Origin of the sequence: Rhodopila sp. (genome assembly GCF_035548095.1) — a bacterium.
Taxonomy (GTDB): domain Bacteria; phylum Pseudomonadota; class Alphaproteobacteria; order Acetobacterales; family Acetobacteraceae; genus Rhodopila.
Window position 1 is genome coordinate 226,424 of record NZ_DASZUV010000014.1, and the last position, 16,867, is coordinate 243,290.

Sequence of the window (16,867 nt, forward strand, 5' to 3'; positions counted from 1 at the left end):
CGTCCGCCATCGCCCCGCAGCTTCGGGCGGAAGGGTTAGCAAGCCGTTAACGCGGGGCGGCTCATCGCGACCGGTGTCATTGCGCGATCGATGTCATTGCGCGACCGACGTCATTGCGCTGGCCAGCCGATGAACCGGCGCACCGCCGCGGATGTCAGTCGGCCACCGCCGCGTAGACGAGGTCGCGGAACAGCAGGCGGTAGTACTCTCGCTGGACCGGCGCCTGGATCATCAGCACGGCGAACAGGCGCTCCACCGGGTCGATCCAGAAGGACGTGCCGGCCATGCCGCTCCAATAATAATTGCCCACCGACCCGGGGAACGTCGCCATGCCGGCGCTGGTGCGCACCGCGAAGCCCAGGCCGAAGCCATGGCCGGGCGGCAGCAGGTCCGGCGCGCCCATGACCGGGCCCAGGTGATCGGATGTCATCAGCTCCACGGTCTTGCGGCCCAGCAGCCGGGTCTCGCCCAGTGGCCCGTTGCCCAGCCGTCCGTTGCCCAGCAGCATGGCGCAGAAGCGCGCATAGTCCATCGTCGTGGCGACCAGTCCGCCGCCGCCGGACTCGAACATCGCCGGGCGGCGCACATCCAGCAGCGCGACGGCCGTGCCATTCTCCGGATCCCGCGCGAACGCCTCGGCGATCCGGTGCTGCTGTGCTTCGTGAACCGAGAACGCGGTGTCCGTCATGCCCAGCGGCTGCAGGATGCGCGCCGACAGGAAGGCGCCCAGCGTCTGGCCCGACACGACCTCCACCAACCGGCCCAGCACATCGGTCGAGCGGCTGTATTCCCATGCCGTCCCCGGCTGGTGCAGCAACGGCAGCGCCGCCAATTCATTCGCCTGGTCGGTGTTCGACTGCTTCAGCCGGGCGACGCGCGCCTGCGCATAGGCCTTGTGAATCGGCGTGGCGCCCAGGAATTCATAGGTCAGGCCCGACGTGTGGCGCAGCAGGTCCTGCACCGTGATCGGGCGCACCGGTTCGGCCGCGCGCCAGGTGTCGCCCTCGATCACGCCGACCTTGGTCTGGTTGAAGGCGGGGATGTATTTGCCGATCGGGTCGCTCAGCAGCAGGCGGCCTTCCTCCCACAGCATCATCACCGCCACCGATACGATCGGCTTGGTCATCGAATAGACGCGGAAGATCGCATCCTTGGTCATCGCCGCGCCGGAGCCCGGATCCAGCAGGCCGAAACTGTTGAACCAGGCGACCTTCCCGTGCCGAGCGACCAGTGCCACGGCGCCGGGCAGGTGGCCGCTGACGATCCGCTCGTTCAGCGCCGCGGCCAGCCGGTCCAGCCCGGCCTGGCTGAGGCCGACTTCCTCGGGACGGGCAGAGGGCAGGGGGGTCGTCATGGTGCCGGTTTCCTCACGTTGGGAGGCAGGGAGCTTAACCCCCGCGCGGGCTGCGGCAAATTGCCCGGGATCGGCATGCCGCGGATTCCGGGGTGCGTGGCCCGGCCCTGCTGGCTATGCTGTCCATGCAATGCGCCAGACGATGGCCCGGATGTCCGAAACCGCCACGACCTCGCTCAATCGTTTCGAACCCAGCCCGGCCGGCCCGCTGCGGCGATTGCCGTCCTATCCGTGGATGGTGGTGGCGGTCACCTGCATCGGCGCCTTCATCGGCCAGGTCGACGCCAGTATCGTCCAACTCGCGCTGCCGACGCTGGAACAGGCGTTCGACGCGCCGCTCAGCGCGGTGAGCTGGGTTGCCATCGGCTACCAGCTCAGCTTTGCCGCCATCCTGCCGGTCTATGCGCGGTTGGCGGAGATTGCCGGACGCAAGCTGATGTATTTGATCGGCTTCGCGCTGTTCGCGGTGGCGTCCCTGCTGTGCGGCATGGCCGGGACACTGTGGCAGCTGATCGCTTTCCGCGTCCTGCTGGGCCTGTCGGGCGCGATGCTGGGTGCGAACAGCGTGGTGATCCTGGTGAAGGCGGCCGGGCCGGAGCGGCAGGGAGCCGCCATGGGCGTATTTGCCGCCGCGCAGGCGATCGGCGTCAGCGTCGGCCCGCTGCTGGCGGTATCATTCTGTCGGCGCTGGGCTGGCGCTGGGTGTTCTGGGTCACTGTCCCGTTTGCCGTCGTGGGGACGCTGGCCGGCTGGCTGATCGTGCCGCGCACCGCGGACGCGGCGGCGGCGGACCGCCGCTTCGACGGCCCCGGCGCCTTGCTGCTGATGCCCGCCTTGACCGCCCTGCTGCTGACCATCAGCGAAAGCGCGGCCTGGGGGCTGGCCTCGCCGTTGCTGCGCGCCAGCGGTGCCGCCGCGGTGATCCTGCTGGCGGGATTTATCCGGCGCCAGCTGCGGGCCCCGGCGCCGCTGCTCAATCTCGGCCTGTTCAGGGCGCCGGCCTTTGCCGGAGGCGTCCTGGCGATCGTGCTGTCCTACGCGCTGCTCTACGGCATGTTCTTCCTGATGTCGTTCGCGCTCGTCCGCGGCTATGGGGACCAGCCGCTGGCGGCGGGGGTTCGGCTGGCCATCGTGCCTGTCCTGCTGGGCATCATCGCGCCGTTCACCGGCGCGCTGCAGGCGCGGCTGGGCCTGCGCGTGCTGCTGCTGGGTGGAATGGCCGCCTGCTGCGCGGCCCTGATCCTGCTGACACGGGTGATGGACGGCACCCCGGCCAGCCTTGGCCCGGTCATGGCCGCGCTCGGACTGTTCGGCGCCGGGCTTGGCCTGTTCATCGCACCGAACAACAGCGCGACCATGAGCGCGGCTCCCGCCGCCCGCAGCGGCCAGGCCGGCGGTCTCCTGAACCTCGCCCGCATGCTCGGCACCAGCCTCGGCGTGGCCTGCGCCTCGGCGCTGCTGGCCTGGCGGCTGCACGTCTACACCGGCGCCGTCGACACCACCCGCAACCTGGCGGAACGCCATCTGCTATCCGCGATCGCCGATGGTCTGTGGCTGCTCGTCGCCTTCGCGCTGGTCGCCGGCCTGATGGGCATCCTGCGCGGCCGGCCGGGGTCCGACCCCAGGATGGTCGGACAGGGCCTGGAGCCGCACGGCTCCCTGGGCGCGGACGAGGCGGCCAAACGAGGCTGACGGCCGCGTTCAGACGGTGAACCGTTCAGACGGTGAACTGTTCCGCGATAATGCGCTCCGACAGACCTTGGTCCGGGTCGAACAGCACGGTAACCGAAATCGACCTGTCCTCGCTGACCGCGACCGAAACCACGTCGCGAACCTCGGTGAAGTCGGCCACCGCGGCGGTCGGCCGCTTCTCATGCTCCAGCACCGCGAAGACGACGTCGGCACTGGAGGGCAGCAGGGCGCCGCGCCAGCGCCTCGGCCGAAAGGCACTGATCGGTGTCAGCGGCAGCAGATTGGCCGACAGCGGTACGATCGGACCATGCGCCGACAGGTTATAGGCGGTCGAGCCGGCAGGGGTGGAGATCAGCACCCCGTCGCAGGACAGCTCTTCCAGCCGGACGCGGCCGTCGATGGTGATGCGGATCTTCGACGCCTGGCGCAACTGGCGCCACAGGCTGACTTCATTGAACGCCAGCGCCTCCTCCACCGCGCCGTTCGCGGTCACCGCGTGCATCCGCAGCGGATGCAGCTCCGCCGCCTGGGCGCGCGACAGGCGTTCCGGCAGCTCGTCCTCCTGATAGGCGTTCATCAGGAAGCCGACGGAGCCGCGGTTCATGCCGTAGACCGGGATTCGCAGCGGCTGGACCAGGTGGATGGTCTCCAGCATGAAGCCGTCTCCGCCCAGCGCCACCACCACGGCGGCCCGTTGCAGGTCGGAGTTGCCATAGCGTTCGACCAGCCGGGTATGGGCGTCGACGGCCACCGGGGTCGCCGCCGCCAGGAACGCGATCTGTCCGGCCTGAAAGCCGTGATCCTCACCGGCGACCGGCCCATAGGGGGCGCCGGTGGCCGGGGAGATCGTCACACGCGCATCCTGGCCGCCGGGACCCTGTGGGCGAGCACCGGCATGTTGCGGCGGACCTGGTCGGTCACCGCCGGGTCGATGCGGGCGGTGGCCCAGCCGACGCCGTCGGACACCCGGGCGACCACATGGCCCCATGGATCGACCACCATGGAATGGCCGTAGGTGAAGCGGGGCTCACCCTTGCCTTCCAGGTGCTTGCCCCAGGTCGCGGGCGCGGCGAACCAGCATTGGGTCTCGATCGCGCGGCCCCGGATCAACGCCTCCCAATGATCCTTGCCGGTGGCGGCGGTAAAGGCGCTGGGCAGGAAGATCAGGTCGGCGCCCTGTTCGCGCAGCGTCCAGAACAGGTCGGGGAAGCGGATATCGTAGCAGATCGCGCAGCCGACGGTGACGTCGCCGGCCTTGTAGGTCACCACCTCGCGGCCGGCGTCGTAGCTGTTGCTCTCCCGATATCCGGTGCCGTCCGGCGCCACGATGTCGAACAGGTGCATCTTCCGATAGCGCGCCAGCTCGGTGCCGTCCGGGTTGAACACCACGGTGGTGTTGAACAGCTTCTCGGGGCCCTGCTCGATGATCGAGCCGCCATGCACATGCACCCTGGCGGCGCGGGCCGTTTCGCGCAGGAACGCATAGGCCGGCCCGCCGGGCTCGTTCGAGCCGGGGGGCGGCAGGGTCTCGGCATTGGCGGCGCGCGTCGCGCGGTCGCCGCCCAGCGAATCCCACACCTCGGGAAGGCTGACGATATCCGGGCGGTCCTGCTCCACCGCGCTTTCGATCAGCCGGCGCGCCTGGGCGATGTTCTGTTCCTTGTCGGCGCCGGGGTTCATCTGCATCACGCTGACGCGCATGGGTCCCTCCGCTTGTGGCGGAAGAGAAGCCGATCCGGCGACGCGGCGCAACCGCCGCCGGCGGATGCGGCACGCCCGTGGTGGCTTCTCCACCGGGGTGCGCTCCGCGGACAAGGCCGCGAGGACAAGGCCGTGGAGATATGGTCGTGGGGATAAGGCCGTGGGGGATGTGGCCGTAGGGGCCATTGAGGGACATGCGCGACGCGGCATGTCCATAGTGGCACGTTGGCCGGAGCGACCATATGGTGTGCGCCGGTTCGGACAAGGAGACCTGGATGCGGCCGATCACGGTGTGGGACCTGCCGACGCGGCTGTTCCACTGGATACTGGTGGTGCTGATCGGGCTGGCCTGGTGGACGGAACGCAGCAACCACATGGACTGGCACATGCTGGTCGGCTACGCGGTCCTGGCGCTGCTGATCTTCCGCGTGATCTGGGGCTTCGTCGGCAGCGACACTGCCCGCTTCTCCGGCTTCGTCCGCAGTCCGCTGGCGGCGCTGCGCCACCTGTCCCGCCTGGCCAGGCGGGAGCCGGATACCGAGGTCGGACACAACGCCGCCGGCGGCTGGATGGTGCTGCTGATGCTGGCGCTGATCGGCGTGCAGGCGGGCACCGGCCTGTTCGCCAATGACGACATCATGACCGAGGGGCCGCTGATGCACCTGGTCGGCAAGGACAGGAGCGACTGGCTGACCCACATCCACGGTCTGAACTTCACGCTGATCCAGGCCGTTGTGGTGCTGCACGTGCTGGCGATCCTGGTCTACCTGGTGCTGAAGCGGCAGAACCTGCTGCGGCCGATGATCACCGGCACCAAGGCGATGCCAGCCGGCATGGCGCCGCCGCGCCTGCGCAGCCCGCTGCTGGCGCTGGCGACGCTGGTCGTGGCGGCCGGCATCGTGGCCTGGATCGTGCGGCTGTAGCGGGCCGCCCCGGTCGCCGCGGATCCGGGCGGTTACCAATGCGTGGGTTGCATCCCGCCGGTGGCTGCCGCAGAAAGCCGCATGCGTTCCGGCAGACTCGTCAAGCGGCTCGATATTTATATCTTCCGCCAGGTGCTGGTCGCGCTGGTGGCGGCAACCGGCGGTCTGACCGCGTTGATCTGGCTGACGCAGTCGCTCCGCTTCGTGGAGCTGGTGGTCAACCGCGGCTTGTCGTTCGCGGTCTTCGTGCACCTGACGGGGCTGCTGATCCCCAGCTTTGTCGCGGTCATCCTGCCGATCACCACCTATATCGTGATCCAGTTCGTCTATCAGCGCCTGTCGACGGATCGGGAGCTGACGGTGATGCGTGCCGCCGGGCTCTCGCCCTGGGCGCTGGCGCGGCCGGCACTGATGGTGGCGTTGCTGACCACCATGCTGGGGTACGCGCTGACCCTGTATCTGGTGCCGGCCAGCCTGGCGGCGTTTCGCGACTACCAGTGGCAGATCCGCAACCGGCTCGCCGCCTTCCTGTTGCAGGAGGGGGTGTTCACGCCGCTGTCCGACAAGCTGACGGTCTATATCCGTTCCCGCGCCCCCGACGGCACGCTCAGCGGCATCCTGGTGGATGACGCCCGTGATCCCAGTGCCCATGCCACGATCCTGGCGGAGCGCGGACGCCTGGTGGAAGGGCCGAACGGTCCCCGCGTCGTCCTGCTGGATGGCAGTCGCCAGCAGATCGACCACCAGACCGGCCGGCTGAACATGCTGACCTTCAAGCAGAACGAGATCGACCTGGCCGATGCCACCAAGGATACCGGCGCCCGCCTGCCCGACATGTCGGAAGTCTCGCTGCCGGAGCTGCTGGACCCGCATCCGGCGCTGGAGCGCGACAAGTCGAAATGGGTCGCCGAGGGATACAAGCGGCTGACCGCGCCGCTGACGACGGTCTCCTATGCGATGGTGGCGCTGTGGTCGGCGCTGGGCGGAGCGTTCCGCCGGCATGGCGGCTGGGTCCGGCCGCTGGTGACGGTGGGGATCATGGTCGGGCTGCTCGCCCTGGGACTGGCGATCGGCACCCTGGCGGCGCGCGACAACCGGCTGATCTTCCTGATGTGGCTGCACGCCATCCTGCCGGCGATCGTTTGCGGCGTGCTGCTGATGGGTCCGTCGCTGGTTCCGACGCCCAGACGCCTGCGTGAGAGCGCACCCTGACCGATGACCATCGTCGTCACCCTGTCGCTGTACATCGTCCGGCAGTTCGCGCTGGCGGTCTTCGGCATGCTGCTGGCCCTGTCAGGGCTGGTGGCAATGTTCGACTTCATCGAGCTGCTGCGCCGCTCCGCCAGCCTGCCGGAGGCGACGTTCGGCATCGTGGCGCAGATCGCGCTGCTGCGCCTGCCCTATATCGCCATGCAGATCCTGCCGTTCGCGGTGCTGCTGGGCGGCATCCTGTGCTTCTGGCGGCTGACCCGGTCTTCGGAGCTGATCGTCGCCCGCGCCGCGGGGATTTCGGCCTGGGAGTTTCTGGCCGCGCCCACTTTCTGTGCCTTTCTCTTCGGCGTCGTCGCCACCGCCGGCATCAGCCCTGTCTCCTCGGTGATGCTGGCGCGGGCCGAGGCGATGGAGAACGCCTATCTGCGCAGCGGCGGTGGCCCGCTGGCCCTGAACGGCGGTCAGCTCTGGCTGCGTCAGTCGGACCGCTTGCTCAATCCGCAGGGCGTGGCGATCATCCACGCCTATGGCGTGCAATTGAAGGGGCATCAGCTGTCCGCCCGCGACGTCAGCGTCTTCCGCCTGGACGGCAACGACAAGCTGCTTGCACGAATCGAGGCGACGAAGGCCACCCTGATACCGGGTGCGTGGGAGTTGGAGAACGCCCGCACCATCCGTCCCGATCAATTGCCCGAACTGCCGGAGAACCGCACGCTGCCGACCGACCTGACGGTCAACCGTGTCCAGGAGAGCTTCGCCTCGCCCGATACGTTGTCGGTTTGGGCGCTGCCGGACTTCATCGCGCTGCTCGACCGCTCCGGCTTCTCCTCCATCCGCCATCGGCTGCACTTCCAGGCCCTGCTGGCCTTGCCGCTGCTGACCGCCACCATGGCGCTGGTCTCGGCCGGGTTCTCCATGCGGCCGGCGCGGCGCGGCGGCGTAGCGAAGATGATCGGCTCCGGCGTGGTTGCCGGATTCGCCCTGTTCGTGGTCTCCAAGGTCGCCGAGGAGATCGGACAGTCCGGCGCCCTGCCGGTCACGCTCGCGGCCTGGGCACCGGCGGCCGCCGGACTGATGCTGGCGGTCGCATTGCTGCTGCACACGGAAGACGGCTGAGATGATGGGTATCCGATACTGCTGCTGCCTGCCGCTCGCCGCGCTTGCCGTCATCTGCTCGGTGCTGCCGCATCGCGCGGCGCACGCGCAGATGAGCAATATCCTGGCGCCGACCCCGACGGAGAATGTGAAGAAGGATGAGCCGGTGACCTTCTCGGCCGACCAGGTCGAGTATGACAAGGACAAGGCGCTGGTCACCGCGACCGGGCACGTGGAGGCCTGGCAGAACGGGCACGTGCTGCGCGCCGACCGGATCACCTTCGACCGCAACACCGGCGTCGCCGCCGCCACCGGCAATGTCGTGCTGCTGGAGCCGGACGGCGAGGTGATGTTCGCCGACTATGCCGAGATGCGGAACAACATGAAGGACGGCATCCTGAAGGATGTGCGTGCCCTGTTGCAGCAGAACGGACGCATGGCGGCAAACGGCGCGCAGCGTACCGGCGGCCAGATCAATGAGATGTCGAAGGTCGTCTACTCGGTCTGCAACGCATGCGCGACCGATCCCAGCCGGCCGCTGCTGTGGCAGATCCGCGCGAAGTCCGCCGTGCAGGACCTGGAGCACAAGAAGATCGAGTACTACGACGCGACCTTGGACATGTTCGGCATCCCGGTCGCGTACGTGCCGTATTTCTGGCACGCCGATCCGTCGGTGAAGCGCATGTCGGGCATCCTGCCGCCGGTGCTGGGCAATTCGTCCAATATCGGCGCGTTCTACGGTCAGCCCTACTACTGGGTGATCGACGACCAGTCGGATGCCACCTTTACCCCGATGATCACCAGCCGCGCCGGACCGCAGATGGACGCCGAGTACCGGCGTCGCTTCAATTCCGGTTACCTCGTCCTGAATGGCTCCGCCGGCTACATCAACGATTCGCTGCAAGGCAGCGTCGCCTCGACGGGGCAGTTTTCCTGGGACGATACCTGGCGTTACGGCTTCGTCGTCAACCGCGCGTCGTCCGCCGACTATGTGCGGGACTTTCACCTGACCAGCGGCCTCAGCGGTGATCCGAACATCCTGGCCAGCCAGTTCTACCTGGAAGGGTTCGGTGACGGCGCGTACGCCAGGCTGGATTCCCGCATCTACCAGGGCCTGAACGACACCATCACCGACAGCCAGCTGCCGGTGGTGCTGCCGCGCTACGAGTATTCCTATTTCGGCCGGCAGGACTCCCTGGGCGGACGGCTCTCGGTCGATGCCGGCGCGTTCAACGTGATCCGTACCGACGGCACCAATACCCGCCGCGCCTCCCTGGCGCTGAACTGGGAGCGTCCGTTCGTCGGCCGGCTGGGCGATCTGTGGAAGGTCACCCTGCATGGCGACGCGATCGGCTATAATGCCTCACAGCTTGAGAACCAGCCGACCTTCGGAAATACCGACAACATGTCCGCGGCGCGGGCGCTGCCGCAGGTGGCGCTGGATTTCCGCTGGCCGTTCGCGCGCAATAGCGGCGCCTGGGGTACCCAGCTGATCGAGCCGATCGCGCAGGTGATCGTGGCGCCGCAGACCGGCGACAGCCAGAACTGGCGCTATCCGAACGAGGACAGCCTGGATTTCGAGTTCACCGACGCCAACCTGTTCGGCTTCAACCGCTTTCCCGGCGTGGATCGCCTGGAAGGCGGCACGCGCGCCAACGTCGCGCTGCACACCGCCTGGTATCTGGGCGGCACGGCGTTCGACGGAATCATCGGCCAGTCATATCGCACCAACAAGGACTATCTGTTTCCGGCCGCCTCCGGCCTGCAGAACCAGGTGTCGGATATCGTCGCCCGCGCCACCTTCGCGCCGTCGCCCTGGCTGGACGTGACCTATCGCACCCGGCTCAACCCGGGCCCGATCTCCACGCATTTCGCGGATGCCGTCGCATCCGCCGGCGTGCCGCTGTTCCGGGTCAACGCGGGCTACATCTATACGAACTACGATCCCTACTATTACTACCAGCAGGCACCGCCGCCGCCGGCCAGCTCCGGCTACTATGTGCCGCGTAACGAGATCACCCTGGGTGCGTCCTCGCAATGGGGTCATTACCGGCTCAGTGCCAATGTGCGGCGCGACCTGGCCACCAACCAGATGGTCTATGTGGGCGGCGACGCGGTGTATGAGGATGAATGCTTCATCTTTGATCTGCGGTTCTACCGTCGCTATACGAGCTACAACGGCGACAACGGGGCCACGGCGGTCCTGTTCCTGCTGACCTTCAAGACCATCGGCCAGTTCGGCTATCGGGCGCTGTGACCTCGGGAGAATTGTGACATGCCGGCCGCCATTCGCATCCGTCTTCGGCACTCGGGCCGCGGCCGCCCGAGCGTGCCGCGGCCAGGCGTGCCGCGGCCAGGCCTGCTGTCGCCGCTTCGACCCGGGCTGCGGGCGGCGCTGCTGACCGCCGGAATACTGGTGACGGCTGGCGGCGCCCTGGCCGCATCGCCGCCGCGGGCCCCCGCCGGCAAGCCGGCAGCCGCGCAGGCCAATCCTGGTGCCATTCGGCCTGATGCCATGCGGATCGCCGCCGTGGTCAATGGCGATGTGATCACCAGCGCCGATATCGAGGCGCGCACGCGGCTGTTCGCGATGTCCACCGGCCTGCCGTTGTCGCCGGACGTGCTGGGGCGTCTGCGGCCGCAAATCCTGCGCCAGCTGGTCGATGAGCGGCTGCGCATGCAGGAGGCCCTGCGGCGCAAGATCATCGTCCAGGACCAGCAGATCGCCGATGCCATCCGGGAGATCGAGCAGCGCAACGGCCTGGGCGAGGGCATGCTGCGCGCCAAGCTGGCGGCCGACGGCGTCAGTTTCCGCACCATGGTGGACCAGGTGCGCTCGCAGCTCGCCTGGGGCGAGGTGCTGCGGCAGGTGATGGGCGAACGGGGCGGCATCTCCCCCGCCGATGTGGCGGAGCGGCAGAAGATGATGCAGCAGATGGTCGGCCAGACGCAGTATCACCTGGGCGAGATCTTCATTCCGATCGACGATCCCGCCAACGCGGCGGACGCGGAGCGCTTTGCCGAGACGGTGATCCACGAATTGCGGTCCGGCGCGCCGTTCGCGATCGTTGCCGCCCAGTTCAGCCAGACCCCGAACGCGCTGGAGGGCGGTGAAATGGGCTGGTTGGAAGCCAACCAGCTGGATCAGGCCATCCTGCCGCTGGCCAATCAGATGCCGGTGGGCGCCATCAGCAACCCGGTGCGCGTGCCCGGCGGCATCATGATCGTGCAGATGCGCGGCCGGCGGGAAATCGGTCGGGAGATGGGTACGGTCGTCGCCGTGCGGCAGGCCTTCCTGCCATTCACCTCCTTGCTGACCGACCCGACGAAGCCGACCGATCAGCAGCGCCAGACCCTGAACCGCGCGCGGGAGATCGCCGGCGCGGTGCATGGCTGCGACGCGATGGAACAATACGCCAAGGCGAACAAGCTGGACGCCCATGGCGTCGATCCCGGCGATGTCCGGCTGGAAGCGGTCAACCCGCCGCAGTTCCGCCAGATGCTGGCGACCATCCCGATCGGCAAGGTGAGCGAGCCGCTGGTGTCGCGTGAGGGCATCACCGTCATGGTGGTCTGCTCCCGCGAGGAAAAGAACCTGGCTGCCATCTCCAAGGAAGACGCGGAGCGTCTGGTGATCAATGAGCGTGTGGAGCTGCTGTCGCGGCAGGTCATGCGCGACCTGCACCGGCAGGCGAATATCGACCTGCGCGGCAACGTGTGACAGCGCCGCCCTCCGGGACGGTGACACGCCCGCCGTTGCGGGACGTCATATCCCGGCACGGATTGGCCGCCCGCCACGCGTTGGGGCAGCACTTCCTGCTGGACGGCAACCTGACGGATCGGATCGTGCGCGAAGCCGGGGACCTGACCGGCCGGCACGTCATCGAGGTCGGTCCCGGACCGGGCGGGTTGACCCGGTCGCTGCTGGCCTCGCCGGCCGCCAGCGTGACCGCCATCGAGCTGGACAGCAGGGCCGTCGGCGCCGTGTCGGAACTGGCGGAGACCGCCGGCGGCCGGCTGCGGGTGATCGAGGCGGACGCGCTGACCGTCGACCTGCCGGCGCTGGTGCCGCCGCCGCGGCAGGTGATCGCGAACCTGCCCTATAACATCGCCTCGCCCCTGCTGGTGGGCTGGCTGCGCCAGGCGGCGGCCTTCGAGCGCCTGACCCTGATGTTCCAGCAGGAAGTGGCGGAGCGGATCTGCGCGCCCCCGGGTACCAGCGCCTATGGTCGGTTGTCGGTCCTCGCCCAATGGTGCTGCGACGCCCGGATCGTCATGCGCATCCCACCGGCCGCCTTCACGCCGCCGCCGAAAGTCTGGTCGGCGGTGATCGGCCTGACCCCGCACCCGGCGCAGCCGGAACCGGCGCTGTTCGCGCGGATGGAGTCGCTGACCGCGGCCGCCTTCGGCCAGCGCCGGAAGATGCTGCGCGGCGCGTTGCGCGGACTGGGCGGCGAGGCGCTGCTGGACAAGGCCGGCATCGCCGCGGAACGGCGGGCCGAGACGCTGACGGTGGCCGAGTTCGACCGGTTGGTCCGGGTGCTGGCCGATGATCCGCCGGTTCGGTAGACGCCGGTCTCCGCTTCGGCTACTGAGCGGTAGAAAATCCACGATCCAGGAGGCGGACGCGCCATGAGATTCGGCCTGATCTACGAGCTTCAGCTGCCGCGTCCATGGGATGCGGACTCGGAACACCGGCTGGTGCAGGACGCGCTGGATGAGGTCGTGGTCGCCGACCGGCTGGGCTTCGACTATGTGTGGGCGAACGAGCACCACTTCCTGGAGGAATATTCCCACAACTCCGCGCCGGAAGTGTTCCTGGCCGCCGCCGCCGCGCGCACCAGGCGGATCCATATCGGCCATGCCGTGGTGCTGTCGCCGCCCGGCTACAACCCGCCGGCCCGCGTGGCGGAACGGATCGCCATGCTGGATCTGGTGTCGTCGGGCCGCGCGGAATGGGGCACCGGGTCCTCGGCGTCGCGGGCGGAGCTGGAAGGCTTCAATATCGATCCCGCGATGAAGAAGCTGATGTGGGCCGAGGCAACGGAACAGTCGGCCAACATGATGGTGATGGAGCCCTATCCGGGCTTCAAGGGCCAGTTCTTCTCGATGCCCGCGCGCAACGTGCTGCCCAAGCCGCTGCAGCGGCCGCATCCGCCGATCTGGCTGGCCTGTTCCAACAAGGAAACGATCCACGTTGCCGCGCGCAACGGCATCGGCGCGCTGGCCTTCGCCTTCGTGGACCCGGCGGAGGCGGCGAAATGGGCCGGTGAATACTACGAGATCATCAAATCCGATGAATGCGTGCCGATCGGCCATGCGGTGAACGCCAACATCGCCATGGCGACCGGCTTCTCGGTGCACAGGGATGAGGCCGAGGCGGTCCGGCGCGGCCAGGACGGGTTCCAGTTCTTCGGCTACGCGCTGGGACATCATTACGTCTATGGCGAACATACACCGGGCGTGACCAATGTCTGGGAGCGGTTCGAACGGGCGCGCGGCAGCCTGCCGCCGGCCGTGGGCAACGGGATCGGCACGCCGGCGCAACTGATCGACCGGCTGCGGCAGTACCAGGCCGCCGGCGTGGACCAGGTGATCTTCGTGCAGCAGGCCGGACGCAACACCCATGCCGATATCATTGCCTCCTTGGAACTGTTCGCCGCCGAGGTGATGCCGGTGATGAAGGCCGACCAGGCGGAACGCGACGCCCGCAAGCAGGCCGAGCTGGCGCCGTATATCGAGGCGGCGCTGCGGCGGAAGCAACGGATGCAGCCGCTGGCGCGCGACGCGATTCCGCCGATCCCCGCCTATGGCAGATCGGTCGTCGCCAGCGATGCCACTCCGAATGCCATCGCCGCGCGGCGGGGTGGCGGGATCAACATCCCGGCCGCCGACCCGGCCGAGGAACAGCAGCAGGCCGCCGCCGGCAACGACTGATCCCGTGGGTCGTGGAGGCTGATATCAGGTGACGCGGCGTTGCCGCGTCATGAGACCCTTCATGGCGAGTCCTTTCATGACGGGCTCGGGTCCGCCGTGACGGGCAGGCAGTGACGGGCAGCTTCCTACCCGTCCACCTCTACGCGTTGCGGCGCGCGCAGCCGCACCGTCCCGTCCGTTCCCATGACTAAGGTATGCACATAGAAATAAGGGTCGCGCGGCGCCATGACCGGTGACGGGGCCGATACGATCAGCAGCTTGCCGCACTGGCCGATCCAGTCGACATGCCGGTGCCCGTGCATGATGACCGCGCGTCCGGCCAGGCGCTGCAGGCGGCGGATGACCAGGCTGCCGTTGATCAGCGCCGTGCCGATCCGCATCGACAGTGCCTTGGCCTTTTGCGGGTACTCCACCACGTGATGGTGCAGCGCGACGATCCAGCCGGCCTTGGGATAGAGCGTGGTGGCCGCCATCACGCGCCGCAACTGCTCCGTCGGGATCAGCCCCAACGCGTTGGTGAAGGAGAAATGCGTGTCCGCGTTGGAATCCAGCGCGATCACCCCAAGCCCGTCCGGGGCGGCAGGCGGCAGTACCATCGGAAACGCCGAATCCCACGCCGCGCCCAGCTCCCGTTCCCGGCGCCGCGGCCCGCCCAGATCGGCGAACGCCTCGATGTCCTCCGCCAGCGGACGCAGTGCCGTGCCGAGCGTCCCACCCAGGCCGGCTTCGGTGACGACGTGCATGCGTCGGCCCTGTAACCGTTCCAGGGCCGACAGGGTCCGCATCTGTCGCAGCCGCCGCATCGGGCTCAGCGGGGTGTCCATCCTGGCCGGGCTGGCCCGATCGACGACATTGACGTCGTGGTTGCCGGGCAGGGCGACGATCCGTTCCGCCAGATGCGGATACGCGTCCAGCGCGGCGAAGAACTCGGCCCATTCACCGGACCGGCCGGCATCGGTCATGTCGCCGGTGATCAGGATCAGGTCCAATGGCTGCGCGCGATGGATCGCGTCAAGCCGCGCCAGGGTCCGTTCCAGGCGGCGATTGCCGCTGGGGCCCGCTCGGCCGCTCTCGATGCGGAAGCCATGGCGCTCCCCCACCGTGTGGACATCCGACAGGTGCGCGACACGCCAGGTGCGGTCATCCGGCCGCGGCGGGGCAAAGCCCGGCAGATCCAGTGGCTGCGCCATGAACGCGTCGCCGACGCCCCAGACCAGCGCGGCGGCGGCGCAGTAGACGGTGATCAGGACGATGCTGTTCGCCAGCAGGCTCGGCAGCAGCAGATGCAGGCCGCGCAAATCCGCCAGGTGCGCCACCCACAGCGTCGCGGGCCATAGCAGCATGATCAGGCCGACCCCCAGCAGGCACAGCACGATGCCGGACGCGGCGGCGCACAAGGACCGGACCAGCGCCCGCCAGCTCGGCCGCATCAATGCCGGCAGCAGGCCTTCCACCAGGTGCCGCAGCCCCTCGCGGAAGAAGATGTAGATCGGCTGCACCGCCAGCGCGTTCAGCGACCAGAAGCTTTTCTCCGCCACGCGCAGCAGGCGGCGTCCGCCGAACCAGCCGATCGCGGCCAGCACCGGCAGCAGCAGGATCGGATACAGCTCGGTTCCGACGCCGGCTGTGTGGGTCCAGACGGCAATCGCCCAGGCGGTGATCAACAGCGGCGCCAGTCCCAGCAGCACCGCGGGCAGCAGCAGCAGCAGCAGCCACAGCGTGATGAGCTTCGGCAGGCTGATCTCGCTCAGCAGGCTGCCGGCCAGCGACAGCAGGGACCGTTGATGGGTGCTCGACGCGTCGTCCTCGAAGTCGCCGGCCCTGGGGTCAAGAATGGGATCGAGGATGGGATCAGGGGAGGAGTCGCGCGCGGGCGTCGTCACGTCGGACGTTCCTCGGGCTCCGCCCCAAACAACTCGCTGACCCAGCGGCTGGCCGGATGCACCTCGCAGAAGGTCAGGATGGCGATGGCGATCGGCACGCCGATGAAAGCGCCGCCCAGACCCCACAGCCAGGTCCAGAAGAACACCGACAGCAGGACCAGGAAGGGTGACATCGCCAGCACATTGCCGGCCACCCGCGGCTCCATGTAGCTGCCGACCAGGAACTGGATGAGGTTCAGCACGGCGAACACGAATACCGCGCTTTGCAGGGAATCGAATTGCGCGATGGCGAACATCGTCGGGAACAGCGTGGCGAGCGCGGGGCCGATCACCGGGATATAGTTGAAGGCGAAGGCGATGATGCCCCATTCGCGGGCCAGCGGCACGCCGCATAGCGCCACGAACCCCCAGACCAGCAGGCCGGTGATCAGGCTCATCAGCGTGCGCACCGCCATGTAGCGCCGGAACTTCGCGGCGATGCGGGCGCCGCCGGTCAGCAGGACAAAGGCCAGCGTGCTGTCCCGCATCCGTTGCAGCCGCGCGATCGTGTCCTCCACCTCCAGCAGTCCGATCACGACATAGATCAGCACGACCAGCGAAAAGCTCAGCATGCTGTTCAGTACCGTCGTGATGCGCTGCGCCGCGGCCAGCAGCCACCCGGCGTTGAAGTGCTCCGTCCACAGGCTGGACACGTCCACGCCATGCCCGGCCAGCCACTGCGTGACCCGCTCGTACAAGACCTGGAACTGTGCCGATTCGCTGACGGTATAGCGGGCGACATGGCTGAACGCCCAGCTGATCAGGAAGGCGAAGGCCCCGAACAGCACGATGGCGGCGATCATCGTCAGCAGCAGCGCGAGCAGGCCCGGCATCCATCGCTCCAGCCGAGCCTGCAGCGGCCAGACGACGGCGATGATGAACAGCGCGAAGAACAGCGGGGCGAAGACGGGCTGGCCGATGCCCAGGGCCGCCACCGACAGGATCGCGGTGCCGACACCGACCATCACGCCGAGCGACCGGTTGGCCGACCGACGCAGCGCTGCGACCGGACTACGCATCGGTTTCGACCT

The 16,867-nt window shown here is 68.3% G+C and carries 12 protein-coding genes and 1 pseudogene; 8 read left to right on the plus strand and 5 right to left on the minus strand.

Going from position 1 to position 16,867, the window contains the following annotated elements; translation table 11 throughout:
- Positions 1-154: 154 nt before the first annotated feature.
- The gene (locus VHC04_RS11720) at positions 155-1,354 is read right to left on the minus strand and encodes a serine hydrolase domain-containing protein (RefSeq protein ID WP_325681301.1); all 1,200 of its coding nucleotides are present in this window, start codon (positions 1,352-1,354) and stop codon (positions 155-157) included.
- Positions 1,355-1,589: 235 nt separating this feature from the next.
- On the opposite strand from VHC04_RS11720, the pseudogene VHC04_RS11725 reads away from it, so the two are divergent.
- Positions 1,590-3,046: pseudogene (locus VHC04_RS11725) on the plus strand (MFS transporter).
- Positions 3,047-3,071: 25 nt separating this feature from the next.
- Here VHC04_RS11725 and VHC04_RS11730 read toward each other — a convergent pair.
- On the minus strand, positions 3,072-3,824 hold the full coding sequence (locus tag VHC04_RS11730; RefSeq protein ID WP_325681363.1) for an NAD kinase: 753 nt from the start codon (positions 3,822-3,824) through the stop codon (positions 3,072-3,074).
- A 71-nt stretch (positions 3,825-3,895) separates the two neighbouring features.
- Positions 3,896-4,747, minus strand: a complete 852-nt coding sequence (locus VHC04_RS11735) for a carbon-nitrogen hydrolase family protein (RefSeq protein WP_325681303.1) — start codon at positions 4,745-4,747, stop codon at positions 3,896-3,898.
- A 275-nt stretch (positions 4,748-5,022) separates the two neighbouring features.
- Between VHC04_RS11735 and VHC04_RS11740 the strand changes: the two genes are divergently transcribed.
- From VHC04_RS11740 to VHC04_RS11770, 7 genes are all read left to right on the plus strand, one after another.
- Entirely contained in the window at positions 5,023-5,670 is a 648-nt protein-coding gene (locus tag VHC04_RS11740; RefSeq protein WP_325681305.1) for a cytochrome b/b6 domain-containing protein, read from the plus strand.
- Positions 5,671-5,751: 81 nt separating this feature from the next.
- Positions 5,752-6,882, plus strand: coding sequence for an LPS export ABC transporter permease LptF (lptF, locus tag VHC04_RS11745; RefSeq protein WP_325681307.1), 1,131 nt, complete (start codon positions 5,752-5,754; stop codon positions 6,880-6,882).
- Between the two features lie 3 nt (positions 6,883-6,885).
- Complete coding sequence (gene lptG / locus VHC04_RS11750; protein WP_325681309.1) at positions 6,886-7,998, plus strand: LPS export ABC transporter permease LptG; 1,113 nt, start codon at positions 6,886-6,888, stop codon at positions 7,996-7,998.
- A 1-nt stretch (position 7,999) separates the two neighbouring features.
- A complete protein-coding gene (locus VHC04_RS11755; protein WP_325681311.1) occupies positions 8,000-10,234 on the plus strand; it encodes an LPS-assembly protein LptD in 2,235 nt (744 codons plus the stop codon).
- An 18-nt stretch (positions 10,235-10,252) separates the two neighbouring features.
- A complete protein-coding gene (locus tag VHC04_RS11760; RefSeq protein WP_325681314.1) occupies positions 10,253-11,698 on the plus strand; it encodes a peptidylprolyl isomerase in 1,446 nt (481 codons plus the stop codon).
- A gap of 35 nt (positions 11,699-11,733) precedes the next feature.
- Positions 11,734-12,546, plus strand: coding sequence for a 16S rRNA (adenine(1518)-N(6)/adenine(1519)-N(6))-dimethyltransferase RsmA (gene rsmA / locus VHC04_RS11765; protein WP_325681316.1), 813 nt, complete (start codon positions 11,734-11,736; stop codon positions 12,544-12,546).
- A gap of 63 nt (positions 12,547-12,609) precedes the next feature.
- Positions 12,610-13,914 carry an LLM class flavin-dependent oxidoreductase gene (locus VHC04_RS11770; protein ID WP_325681318.1) on the plus strand — a complete coding sequence of 435 codons (1,305 nt, stop codon included), beginning with the start codon at positions 12,610-12,612 and terminating at the stop codon, positions 13,912-13,914.
- Between the two features lie 125 nt (positions 13,915-14,039).
- On the opposite strand, the gene VHC04_RS11775 is transcribed toward VHC04_RS11770, so the two are convergent.
- Positions 14,040-15,797, minus strand: coding sequence for a metallophosphoesterase family protein (locus VHC04_RS11775; protein ID WP_325681320.1), 1,758 nt, complete (start codon positions 15,795-15,797; stop codon positions 14,040-14,042).
- Complete coding sequence (locus tag VHC04_RS11780) at positions 15,794-16,855, minus strand: AI-2E family transporter (protein ID WP_325681321.1); 1,062 nt, start codon at positions 16,853-16,855, stop codon at positions 15,794-15,796. The genes VHC04_RS11775 and VHC04_RS11780 overlap by 4 nt, the downstream gene beginning before the upstream one ends.
- Positions 16,856-16,867: the final 12 nt, after the last annotated feature.